Genomic DNA, 12099 nt, shown 5'->3' on the forward strand with positions numbered 1-12099 from the left:
ATATGTGTATCATTATACGACTATTTTTAGTTATTGTAAAGTAATTTATTTAGATTCAGATTCACCTTCTTCTGAACTTATTTCTTCAGTATCGCCTTCTTCTGGGACAAGTCCAACTGGTTCATCCGTATCTTCTTCATCTTCTTCATAGTATTCATCATCTAGTTCTTCATCTTCTTCTGTACTAGGCTCTACCATTTTAACTGTAGCATTCTCTGCTAAGAAATCATATACAAGGTCATAAACCATAGACTCTTTAATCTCATCCTTAGTATAATCTTTTTCAAAACTTTCTACAGAATCGTATTCATAATCAGCTACATATTCATCAATATATTTTTTATATATATCATCAGTAACTTCTAAGTTCTCTGCTTTACAGATAGCCTTTAAAACTAATTCATTCTTAATCTGTTCTTCATAATAATTTTTAAGGAAATCATCTAATTTCTGATCTTCCTTCATATCATAAAACTGTTTTAAGAAATCTTCTAGTTCCATATCCCACTGTGAAGCTTCTTCCTGTAATGAAGAATATGCATCTTCTGATACTTCATCATATAAATCTTCTGGATAGCTTTTCATCTTGGAATCTTCAACAACCTTATTGAATAAATCCTCTTTCATGGCATATGCATTATCTTTTTCGCTATCTTTTTCTAATTTTTCCTTAACTGATTTTTTGTATTCATCTACTGAATTTGCATCAAATTTCTCTTTAACATACTCATCAGTTAATTCATGTTCAATATAATTATACGCTGAATTAATAGTTGCATATACTTCAGCTTCCTTGCCATTATACTTATCTCCTTCATAATTCGAAGAAGTGATATTCGCTGCATCAGCCACTTTAAAAGTATATGCATCACCTTTCTTTTTACCAAGAAGAGATGAATCTAACTCACTACAATAATCTTCGTCACCTATACAAAAATCGTAATCACTTTCACCAAGTTCAGCTACTTCCTGTCCATCAATCTTAACTGTAAGATTAAGATTAACAAAATCGCCCTTCTTTAAAGCTTCTGTAACTTCTACTTCTTCTGAAAGTTCATTTTCAATTTCTGAATCAACGTCTTCATCTGTAATGTAAACTTTTTCTTGAGTTCCTTCTAATCCCTTATACTTTCCAAGTTCAATATAATCATCAACATTATATCCATTTTTATTATCAAATTTTTCTTTTGACTTTGGATGTTTATGTCTTGAATATACTATCGCTCCAACTAATAATGCTGCTATTATTAATATTATAATTGGATAAATTAAACCCTTAAATTTTTTCATCGATACTCTCCATATAATTAATCTGTTTCTACGCTATAGTTTGGTGCTTCTTTTGTAATATGAATATCATGTGGATGACTTTCCTTAAGCGAAGCAGCTGAAATCTTAACGAATTTAGCTGTTTCCATAAGTGTTGGAACATCTTTAGCACCACAGTAACCCATACCGGCTCTAAGACCACCGATTAACTGGAATACTGTATCTTCAACAGAACCTTTATAAGCAACTCTTCCTTCAACACCTTCTGGAACAAGTTTCTTAGCATCTGTCTGGAAATATCTATCCTTGCTACCGTTTTCCATAGCCGCAATACTTCCCATACCTCTATATACTTTATACTTTCTACCCTGGAATAATTCAAATGTTCCTGGACTTTCATCACATCCAGCAAATATACTTCCCATCATACAAACGCTACCGCCTGCTGCGATTGCTTTTGTCATATCACCTGAGAACTTAATACCACCATCAGCGATAATTGGAATACCATATTCCTTAGCAACTTCATATGAATTCATGATTGCACTTACCTGTGGTACACCGATACCTGCAACAACTCTTGTTGTACAAATAGAACCAGGGCCAATACCAACCTTAACTGCATCTGCACCAGCTTCGATTAATGCCTTTGTAGCTTCACCTGTTGCAACGTTACCAGCAATAACCTGAAGATCTGGATATTCTTTCTTTATAGTTTTAACTGCATTAATGATATTAGCTGAATGACCATGTGCTGAATCAAGAACAATAACATCAGCTTTAGCTTCTACTAATGCCTTAACTCTGTCCATCATGTTACCTGTAATACCAACTGCAGCGCCACAAAGAAGTCTACCCTGTGAGTCTTTAGCTGATAATGGGTATTTAATCTGCTTTTCAATATCCTTAATTGTAATAAGACCCTTTAAGTTAAAATTATCATCTACAATTGGAAGTTTTTCTTTTCTAGCATTTGCTAAAATCTGCTTAGCTTCTTCAAGAGTAATTCCTTCTTTAGCTGTAACTAAATTTTCAGTTGTCATTGATTCTTTTATTTTCTTTGTGAAGTCTGTTTCGAATTTAAGATCTCTGTTTGTGATAATACCAACAAGCTTTCTGCCTTCAGTAATTGGAACACCTGAAATTCTAAACTTAGCCATAAGCTCATTTGCATCTGCTAATGTATTTTCAGGAGATAAATAGAATGGGTCTGTGATAACACCATTTTCTGAACGTTTTACCTTGTCTACCTCTTCTGCCTGTGCTTCGATTGACATGTTTTTGTGAATAATACCAATTCCACCCTGTCTGGCCATAGCGATTGCCATTCTGTGTTCAGTAACAGTATCCATGCCTGCACTCATCATCGGAATATTTAGTTTAATTGTCTTTGTAAGATTTGTTGATAAATCAACAAGATTAGGAGTTACCTCTGAATACTGTGGTACTAACAATACGTCATCAAATGTGATAGCGTCACCTATAATCATACCCATTATTATTTCCTCACTTTCTTTTTAATACTATATTTTTATATGCAAAAAATCCACGTGCTATAATTCCTTATAACTAATGGATTTTTGCTATATTAACAGTTTTAATAAATATTGTCAATTACTTTTTTTATTTTTTTTAAATTATTCTTCTGTATCTGCTTCATTATATTCTACAATCATAGGTTTTACATTTCTGATTGCATTTATAATTCGATTATTTTTCTTTAACAATATTACTTCTGCCCCCATATTACCTTTTAAAACGATACCTGTTTTTTGTTCATCTGATTCAAAACCTGATGAATAATCTAGAACCTTCTTACCATACAAATGTCTTTTAATTGAATCACTACCAGCTGGAGCAACAAGCTCTGCTGATGTCAAATCGTAAACCACCCATTTTTTTCTTTTACGCTTGTCAAATATCTTATCAATGGAAAGTTCTCCATTTAAATAAGAATACTCATACTCAAGTTTTGTTCTTGGAATAATCGTAAACCATAACACCGCAGCTATTAGCAAGAATACTCCTCCTAGCGGAGTAAACACAAGTAAAGCAAGCGATGCTGGCCATAGCGCAATAAGTATTGACTTTACTAGCACGGTTTTAAAACTCATTTTCACTTCAAATATATCTTCAATTAAAATATCACGTAGCATAAAATCTCCTAGTTTAACCTATCTGGTATGTTTATTTATTCAACTGATACAATGTAGTAATATATAGGCTGATCACCCTTATTTACTTCAATTTCTAAATCAGGATACTTTTCTTCAAGTGTCTTTGCACATTTTGCTGCATCTTCTTCTGATACTTCAGCACCATAGTAAATACTAATAAGCTCACTATCTTCATCAACCATAGTACCTATCATTTCTACTGTTGTATCTTCAACTGATTCACCAACTGCTGCAATACCCTTATCTGCAATCCCCATGATATTACCTTCCTTAATAGCAATACCATCGATAGATGTATCTCTAACTGCATATGTAACCTGACCAGTTTTTACATTACCAATTTCTTCGGTCATAATTGCAAGTGCTTCTTCACTTGAAACCTCACTATTAAAATTAATAACTGCTGCAATACCCTGTGGTATTGTCTTAGTAGGTACAACTACAATCTTTTTATCCTTTGAAAGTTTTTCAGCCTGTTCTGCTGCAAGAATAATGTTCTTATTATTAGGAAGAACATAAATTACATCAGCATTAACTTTATCAGCTGCATCTAAAATATCTGCAGTACTTGGATTCATAGTCTGACCACCTTCAATAACATAGTCAACTCCAAGACTTGTAAATATTTCATTAATACCACTACCAACTGAAACTGAAATAAAACCATAAGGCTTTCTAGGTTCATTGCTAGCAACTTCTTTAGTTTCCTCTGTAGTAGTTTCAGATACTAAAACATCTGCATCTTTTAAGTTACTTACCTTAATATTAGTAAGAACACCAAACTTGATACCCTTATGCATAGCAAGACCAGGATCATCTGTCTTCATACTTACAACAATTGTATCATTATTTACAGCAAATGAATCTATATCACCAAGAGAATCTAAATATCCTCTTAAATCACCATCAATATCAGCAGGGTTCTTCTCTGGTTTAAGTACGAAAGATGTTTCATATGTATACTTAACACCTTCATCAACCTTTTCTTCACCTGCAAGTGATGCATAATCAATCTCCTTACCAAGGAATGCATCAAATGCCCCCTGTAAGAATTCCATAAGGCCCTGTCCACCTGAGTCAACAACGCCAGCTTCCTTAAGAACTGGAAGCATATCTGGAGTTTTATCTAAAACTTCATATCCATACTTAATGGCTGAATCAATAATTTCTTCTAAATCATCAGTCTTTTTTGCCATCTCAGATACTTTAACACCTACACCTTTAGCAACTGTAAGGATAGTACCTTCCTTAGGCTTCATAACAGCTTTATAAGCTGTTTCAACAGCTCTTTCACAAGCTCTAGCAATTATAATACTATCAATTGCTTCTTCCTTTTTTACTTCCTTCGTAAAACCTCTAAGAAGCTGTGATAAAATAACGCCCGAGTTACCTCTTGCTCCTCTAAGTGATCCAGAAGATATAGCTTTAGCTAAGTTTTCCATGTTTGGAACATCTATAGCTGATACTTCTTTAGCAGCTGACATAATTGTCATAGTCATATTTGTACCTGTATCACCGTCTGGTACAGGGAATACATTAAGTTCATTAATCCATTCCTTTTTAGCCTCTAAATTAGCAGCACCTGCTAAAAACATCTTCTGAAGTAAAAATCCATCTATTGTCTGTATACTCACAACAAATTTCCTCCTTAAATAACCATTGCAATTAGTCGATAACTCTTACGTCTTCAACAAATATATTGATTTTTTTAATTTCCATACCTGTGTGCTCTTCCACTTTATACTTAACATTAGTAATTAAGTTATCAGCAACAGCGTGGATACCAACGCCATAAGCAACTATCACATGAAAATCAATAGTTATTTTATTATCTTCATCTATTTCTATATTTATACCCTTTGCCAAACTATCTCTCTTTAATAGTTGAACAAATCCATCTTTTACATTAACAGCTGCCATACCAACAATACCAAAGCACTCTACTGCTGTAGTACCTGCATACTTAGCTATTACTTTTGTATCAATAGTTATTTCACCATATGCGGTATTCATTTTACCATTCATATTTTATACCTCCATAAGTAATTGTATTAACTATATTCTATAGATAACCTTCATTTTTGTGAAAAATCCACGTCTATTTATTATACCCTTTATTTGCAAAAATATCAAGGCATATAAAAATATCAGGTCATAAAAAAAGGTATAAAAAAATACTTGCATTATATTTGCTAATTTGATACAATAGCAGTTGTGTCGGGCTGATATATAGGTTTAGCCTAATCTTTATTAAGGAGGTGTTGGACATGGCTAAATGTGCAATTTGTGACAAGGGTGCTCATTTTGGTATCGCTGTGAGCCATTCACATAGAAGATCAAACAAAATGTGGAAATCTAATGTTAAGTCAGTAAGAGTAAAAGTTAACGGAGCTACAAAGAGAATGTATGTATGTACACATTGCTTAAGATCAGGCAAAGTTGAACGTGCATAATTTGTAAGTTAGTTATAAATAAAAAAGCTGTTGTAAAACTTAAGTTTTATAACAGCTTTTTTATTTATACTCCTGAAATTTATTTCAGGAGAGCCATCCGCGGCTTAGAGCGGAGTCAAAGATTCTCTTTTAGAGAATCTTCCTTTCCTGAAATTTAATTTCCATAAACAATCTTAGCTACATCTACGCTTTCCTTTGCATCTTTAGCATAGTAGTCTGCGCCAATCTTTTCAGCATACTCTGGAGTAAGCACTGCTCCACCTACTACAACCTTACAATTAAGTCCTGCTTCTCTAATGAGCTTAATTGTTTTTTCCATAGAAGGAAGTGTTGTAGTCATAAGCGCTGATAATCCAACAAGACGTACATCGTGTTCTCTTGCAGCATCTACAACTAATGATGGTTCAACATCCTTACCAAGATCTATTATTTCATATCCATAGTTTTCAAGAATAACTTTAACTATATTCTTTCCAATATCGTGAATATCGCCTTTAACTGTTGCAAGAACAATCTTTCCATTACTAACCGAAGAATCATCCTTAACCATGCCATCCTTTATAACATCAAATGCTACCTTTGCAACATCCGCTGATAATATAAGCTGTGGTAAGAAAGTCTTTCCTTTTTCAAAATTCTCACCAACAACATCAAGTGCTGGTATAAGAATGTTATTTACAATATCAAGTGAGTCCATCTTTTCTAGTAATCTAGCAGTTGCATTTTTACCTTCACCTTTAAGTCCCTTAAAGATGGCATTATTAAGTGCATCCACGTCTACATCACCCGAACCACCTGCACTGTCAGATGCATCACTACCGCTAGCACCCTTTCTCATCTTCTTATCCGTAACAGGTGCATTTGAAAGGACTTCACTCTTCTTAACTAATTTATCTGTTTTAACAAATCCATTAAAGAATTCAATAAATTCCATTGAATTTTCATCATGGCACTTAAGAACTCTTGATGCAAGTACAGTACCAGTCATTGAAACATTATTTGGATTCATGATTGGTAAATCAAGTCCGTTCTCTATTGCCATTGCAAGAAATGTTGTATTAATCATTTCTCTATTTGGAAGGCCGAATGAAATATTAGATACACCAAGAACAGTTTTAAGTCCAAGCTGTTCCTTAACCATTCTAACTGCCTTAAGTGTTTCAACTGCTCCATCCTGTTCAGCTGAAACTGTAAGAACAAGACAGTCAATTATAATATCTTCCTTTGGGATTCCAATTTCAAGTGCTCTATCTAATATCTTCTTAGCTATTTCCACTCTCTGCTCTGCCTTCTTTGGGATACCGCCTTCATCAAGTGTTAGGCAAACAAGGTTTGCACCATATTTTTTTGCAAGAGGTAAAACAGCCTTTAGTGATTTTTCTTCACCATTTGCTGAGTTAATGATTGGCTTTCCGGCATATACACGAAGGGCTGCTTCTAAGACATCAGGTTTTGTTGAATCAATCTGAAGCGGAGTATCTGTAATACCCTGAAGCGCCTTTATAACCTTAACCATCATTTCTTTTTCATCAATTTCAGGATGGCCAACATTAACATCTAAAAGATCAGCACCACCATCAATCTGTTCAACTGCCTGTCCTAGGATATAATCAATATCACCTTCTACTAATGCTTCTTTAAATCTCTTCTTACCAGTTGGGTTAATTCTCTCACCAATAATCGTTGGTCTATTTACGATAACGTGCTTACTAGCCGATGTAACAACTGTTCTTTTAATCTTCTTTATTACATTAAAGTCCTTTCTATCAGCAAATGCCACCTCAAGTTTATCCCTTGTTGCCTTAATATAATCTGGATTAGTTCCACAGCATCCGCCAAAAACTTTAACACCCATCTGAGCCATTTTAACCATAAGATCTGAAAACTCATCTGGTAAAACATCATATGTATTATCAACTGGATCTGGCAAACCTGCATTAGGTTTAACCACAACTGGAAGATTAGTATTCTCTAAAATAATCTTAACTGTATCGAAAAGGTCAGCTGGGCCAACGGAACAATTAACACCAATTGCATCTACTCCAAGTCCTTCAAGAGTAACTGCCATTGCAACTGGTTCAACACCAGTAAATGTACGACCATCTTTTTCAAAACTCATAGTACAAAGTATTGGTAAATCACTATTTTCCTTAGCCGCTAGTACCGCTGCCTTAATTTCTAAAAGATCGGACATTGTCTCAATACAAATAATGTCTGCCTTATATTCACCTGTAGTAGCAGCAACTATTTCTTCCTTATATGCTTCATATGCATCATCAAACTTAAGATCACCTGTAGGCTCCATGAGTTTGCCAAGTGGTCCTATATCAAGTGCAACTAGTGCATTCGTACCCTCTGCTGCTTTTTTACCGTTTTTAATACCAGCCTGAATAAGTTCAGTTACACTGTATCCACTGCCAGCCGCTTTATACTTACTTGCACCAAATGTATTTGCATATACAATGTCAGTTCCAGCATTAATGTACTTTCTATGAATATCTACAATAACTTCTGGTTTTTCTATATTAAGTGTTTCAGGCATCTTACCAAGTTCAAGTATACCTGCCTGAAGCATGGTTCCCATACCGCCATCCAACATTATAAATTCATTCTCTTTAAGATTTCTTATATCCATGTATCCTCCGATGATACTTTCAGCAAATGCTTTCTAATATCATTCTACTTATTATATTTACTATATGCGCATACATCCTTCATATTACATATTGAACACTTATGCGAATACGAATCCATTATATCACGATTACCATCTAGTTTTCCATCAGAAACTCCAATAATACAAGTAACTGATTTAGTTGGAGTTAATAGTCCTCCATCACTTAAGTTAAGTCCAATGAGCTTTCTTGCATTTGCTAAGTCAAGGAATGTACTTTGAAATTCTAACGGGAAGTCTCCGTATCCCACGCCAAATCTCCAAGTTAAGTGCTTATCCTTAAATCTATTTATAAGCTCAAGGTCTATTAATTTAAGTGCATCCTCTATTGCTGCTGAAGCCAAGGCATCTGCACAAACCATGTCAAAGCTACCACTTACCTGACGCTTTCTAATAAACTCATCAACTGATGAAGATAAAGTTGCAGCAAGAAAAATCACCTTGTTACAATCTTTAAGGTGATTTTTTATGGACTGACCTTCTAACTTAATGTTAGGACCAATCATCATTGTTTCGTTGTCTATATCAAATACTTTATAAACGTATCTAACGTTTATGTTTTCTAGAAGAAGCTTTTCGTTTTCTTTTAGAATTTTTAATTCCTCTTCATTAATGGATGAATAATCTCCACCCATATATCTAAAAGCATCTTCCTTACTAATCTCTTTTAATTTAATCATATTTTTAAAGTATGTTTTTCACACTCTCCGTAATTTTTCTTGCAACATATGGATTATTCATAGTATAAAGATGAATTCCATCAACGCCATTTGCTACTAAATCAACTATCTGATTAACCGCATATGCAATACCTGCATCTACTAACGCTTCTGGCTTATCCTCATACTTTTGTAAAACCTTAACGAACTTAGCTGGAAGTGATGCACCACAAAGCGTAACCATACGCTCAATCTGCTTTTTATTTGTAACTGGCATAATGCCCGCTTCAATAGGAACATTAATGTCAGCTGCTCTTGCTCTATCCTTAAACGCATAGAATACTTCATTATCAAAGAAAAGCTGACTAATAAGATGTGAAACGCCACAATCAACTTTCTTTTTTAGATTCTTAATATCAGCTATGCTATCCTCAGCCTCTACATGAACCTCTGGATAACATGCACCTGAAACATAGAATCCACCACGTTTTATTATATAAGTAGCAAGTTCACTTGCATATTTAAATTCTTTCTTAGGTTTAATATCTGGATTAATATCACCTCTAAGTGCAAGGATGTTTTCAATCCCCTTACTTTCAAGATCGTTTAAAATATAATCTAATTCTTCCTTACCTGTATTGATACAAGTTAAATGAGCAACACTCTCAATATTATATTTATCCTTGATAAGTTGTGCAATATCCGCTGTTTTACTATCTGCTATATTACCACATGCTCCATATGTAACAGATATAAAATCTGGATTTAAATCACTTAATTTTTCTATCGTATCATAAATCTTATCAATACTATCATTTCTTTTAGGTGGAAAAATCTCGTATGATAAGACTGTCTTATCACCATCAAATAATTTAGATATCTGCATATAAACCTCCATGTAAAACAAACAAGTCATCATTCTATATATAAATCTTACATTTAAGCGATATATCGCCTTAATTATAACAACTATGTTATTTTACAATAAAATAAAAGTTATAACAAATATTCGTTTTAAATAACTTGTTATAACTTTTATTTATATCAAACTCTTATTCAGTAATATCTACTTCATCTGATGATCCACCATTATTTGAGAACTTCTCAACAAAATCAGGAACCATATCCAATACCTTTGTAAGACCATCCTGCTGCTTAATGTTAACAAGCTTAGCCTGACCATCTTTAATTACTAATACTGAACTTGGAACAAGTTTAAGTCCCATACCACCAGCAACATTAGTGGATGAAGATGTTGAACCTGTACCAACACCAACCGAAACGTCAACAAGTGGTAATATCGTTGTATCTCCTACTTTGATAGCTTCACCAACTACCGACTTAGTAGAAATGAAATTCTCCATACTTTTTAATAAATCATCAATTGTAGTTTTCTCAGCCATAATAACCTCCATATCTCTTTTAGCTTATCGCATCTAAATCGTCGTCGAAATCATAAAAACCTTCGTCCATTTCCATGCTTTTATACTTGCTATTTATTTTATCAAATTTCTTTTTAATTATCCATACATTTCTATTAAGTAAAATCTTAATAGCAACAATCAATGCATGAATAAGTCTAATATGACCCTTAATGTCAACCTTTCCTTCTAAAATCTTATGTTCAAAATCCGGGATAACATCAAACTTTTTTAGTCTCTTACCAAATATACCATAAAGAATGGCAATGTAACCATAAGTTTTTCCAGTTTTATCTGGATGCTCAAATCCAAACTTTATAAAACCTTTGCACTTTCTTGGGAATATTTGTTTTAATAAATACTTTACTTCCTTTTTCAAAAAAGCAAATGTCTTTTTAAATCTCTTAGTCTTACTTAACTCTCTATATTCCTTAATCCTATTCTTTGTAAGATTAGCTTTATACTTAGCTCTTTCTATCTTCCTAATTATACTCTTGATCTTAAATTTTAGACCATGTATCTTTCCTTTTATTGAAGATAACTTAAAACTAAATCCTTTTATCTTATCACTAATAACTTTAATTCTATCTGCTGATTCATTATAATGCTCTCTCTTAGTCTCAATTCGTTCACTAAGCTTATTTGCCTTTTCATCTAGGAATGAAAAAATATTATCCTCTTTTGAAACTAATAAATCAATACCCTTAAAAATCAAAAGCGCCACAGCAAATACTGCCGAAATAATTAAATCAAATATCTTAAAAAATCCAAACAAAACAAAATTAAATAATTTAAAATATCCGTTTAAAATATAATCAAAATACCCATTTAGGAGCTTATCAAATAAGTTATTATCTTCATTAACTTCTTTATCATCAAAATCTAAATTAATAATCTGACCATCCGATGCATTATCAATCTTCTCACCAGAAACATTCAAGTCTATCGAAGAATCCTTAATGCCTTTATCAACATCAATATATTGATTTTCATCCTCATCAGAAGTAAAACTCTTGTCATGAATATCACTCCTATCTACGGAATCAAAATCATCACCTTTATTTCTTTCAGATTCATTATTGATTTTCGATTCATAAGCTTTATTAGAATATTCCTCTTTTTCTTCTTCACGATAAGATTCTTTCGATTCTTTGTTCAAATCAAGAAAATCTTTTTTTAAAACAGGAATTCCAAAAAATTTAATAATCATATTCAATTTTTTATTTTCGAATAATACTTTTGCACTTATTATATGCAAAAGGAAAGAAATGTTTACCTTACCTTCCTTAACCTTATCATCATACCTTCCATTAAGTCTATACCTTATCGGAACAAACATCAATAAAAGGAATATAAATAAAATTATTCCTAAGATGGCAAGTAAAACAATCCCAACTATTTTTAAAACATTAAGAACAGCTAACAACATACTTCCACCATGTAATC

11 protein-coding genes are annotated in these 12099 nt (G+C 33.0%); 1 reads left to right on the forward strand and 10 read right to left on the reverse strand.

Annotated features, from left to right (window positions below; all coding sequences use genetic code 11):
- Positions 1–45 precede the first annotated feature (45 nt).
- The 5 genes from B5D16_RS09300 to B5D16_RS09320 form a co-directional block, all read right to left on the reverse strand.
- On the reverse strand, positions 46–1290 hold the full coding sequence (locus tag B5D16_RS09300) for an FKBP-type peptidyl-prolyl cis-trans isomerase (protein ID WP_078766715.1): 1245 nt from the start codon (positions 1288–1290) through the stop codon (positions 46–48).
- Between the two features lie 17 nt (positions 1291–1307).
- The gene (guaB, locus tag B5D16_RS09305) at positions 1308–2765 is read right to left on the reverse strand and encodes an IMP dehydrogenase (protein ID WP_078766716.1); all 1458 of its coding nucleotides are present in this window, start codon (positions 2763–2765) and stop codon (positions 1308–1310) included.
- A 141-nt stretch (positions 2766–2906) separates the two neighbouring features.
- Positions 2907–3425, reverse strand: coding sequence for a DUF6106 family protein (locus B5D16_RS09310; protein WP_078766717.1), 519 nt, complete (start codon positions 3423–3425; stop codon positions 2907–2909).
- 35 nt (positions 3426–3460) lie between these two features.
- The gene (locus B5D16_RS09315; protein ID WP_078766718.1) at positions 3461–5080 is read right to left on the reverse strand and encodes a DAK2 domain-containing protein; all 1620 of its coding nucleotides are present in this window, start codon (positions 5078–5080) and stop codon (positions 3461–3463) included.
- A 31-nt stretch (positions 5081–5111) separates the two neighbouring features.
- A complete protein-coding gene (locus tag B5D16_RS09320) occupies positions 5112–5471 on the reverse strand; it encodes an Asp23/Gls24 family envelope stress response protein (protein ID WP_078766719.1) in 360 nt (119 codons plus the stop codon).
- A 242-nt stretch (positions 5472–5713) separates the two neighbouring features.
- On the opposite strand from B5D16_RS09320, the gene rpmB reads away from it, so the two are divergent.
- Complete coding sequence (gene rpmB / locus B5D16_RS09325; RefSeq protein WP_078766720.1) at positions 5714–5899, forward strand: 50S ribosomal protein L28; 186 nt, start codon at positions 5714–5716, stop codon at positions 5897–5899.
- Between the two features lie 154 nt (positions 5900–6053).
- On the opposite strand, the gene B5D16_RS09330 is transcribed toward rpmB, so the two are convergent.
- From B5D16_RS09330 to B5D16_RS09350, 5 genes are all read right to left on the reverse strand, one after another.
- Entirely contained in the window at positions 6054–8534 is a 2481-nt protein-coding gene (locus tag B5D16_RS09330) for a homocysteine S-methyltransferase family protein (RefSeq protein WP_078766721.1), read from the reverse strand.
- A gap of 44 nt (positions 8535–8578) precedes the next feature.
- Complete coding sequence (locus tag B5D16_RS09335; protein ID WP_078766722.1) at positions 8579–9253, reverse strand: hypothetical protein; 675 nt, start codon at positions 9251–9253, stop codon at positions 8579–8581.
- Between the two features lie 4 nt (positions 9254–9257).
- The gene (gene metF, locus B5D16_RS09340; protein WP_078766723.1) at positions 9258–10118 is read right to left on the reverse strand and encodes a methylenetetrahydrofolate reductase [NAD(P)H]; all 861 of its coding nucleotides are present in this window, start codon (positions 10116–10118) and stop codon (positions 9258–9260) included.
- Positions 10119–10284: 166 nt separating this feature from the next.
- Positions 10285–10635 (reverse strand): GerW family sporulation protein, encoded by a 351-nt coding sequence (locus B5D16_RS09345; protein WP_078766724.1) that lies wholly within the window; start codon positions 10633–10635, stop codon positions 10285–10287.
- A 19-nt stretch (positions 10636–10654) separates the two neighbouring features.
- On the reverse strand, positions 10655–12082 hold the full coding sequence (locus B5D16_RS09350; protein WP_078766725.1) for a DUF2953 domain-containing protein: 1428 nt from the start codon (positions 12080–12082) through the stop codon (positions 10655–10657).
- Between the last annotated feature and the right edge of the window lie 17 nt (positions 12083–12099).

The organism is Eubacterium uniforme (assembly GCF_900167115.1).
Taxonomy (GTDB): domain Bacteria; phylum Bacillota; class Clostridia; order Lachnospirales; family Lachnospiraceae; genus Eubacterium_S; species Eubacterium_S uniforme.

Coding starts and splice junctions, on each gene's coding strand:
- B5D16_RS09345 (WP_078766724.1), bottom strand. CDS start 10,635: ATGGCTGAGAAAACTACAATTGATGATTTATTAAAAAGTATGGAGAAT.
- B5D16_RS09335 (WP_078766722.1), bottom strand. CDS start 9,253: ATGATTAAATTAAAAGAGATTAGTAAGGAAGATGCTTTTAGATATATG.
- rpmB (WP_078766720.1), top strand. CDS start 5,714: ATGGCTAAATGTGCAATTTGTGACAAGGGTGCTCATTTTGGTATCGCT.
- guaB (WP_078766716.1), bottom strand. CDS start 2,765: ATGGGTATGATTATAGGTGACGCTATCACATTTGATGACGTATTGTTA.
- B5D16_RS09350 (WP_078766725.1), bottom strand. CDS start 12,082: ATGTTGTTAGCTGTTCTTAATGTTTTAAAAATAGTTGGGATTGTTTTA.
- metF (WP_078766723.1), bottom strand. CDS start 10,118: ATGCAGATATCTAAATTATTTGATGGTGATAAGACAGTCTTATCATAC.
- B5D16_RS09320 (WP_078766719.1), bottom strand. CDS start 5,471: ATGAATGGTAAAATGAATACCGCATATGGTGAAATAACTATTGATACA.
- B5D16_RS09310 (WP_078766717.1), bottom strand. CDS start 3,425: ATGCTACGTGATATTTTAATTGAAGATATATTTGAAGTGAAAATGAGT.
- B5D16_RS09330 (WP_078766721.1), bottom strand. CDS start 8,534: ATGGATATAAGAAATCTTAAAGAGAATGAATTTATAATGTTGGATGGC.
- B5D16_RS09300 (WP_078766715.1), bottom strand. CDS start 1,290: ATGAAAAAATTTAAGGGTTTAATTTATCCAATTATAATATTAATAATA.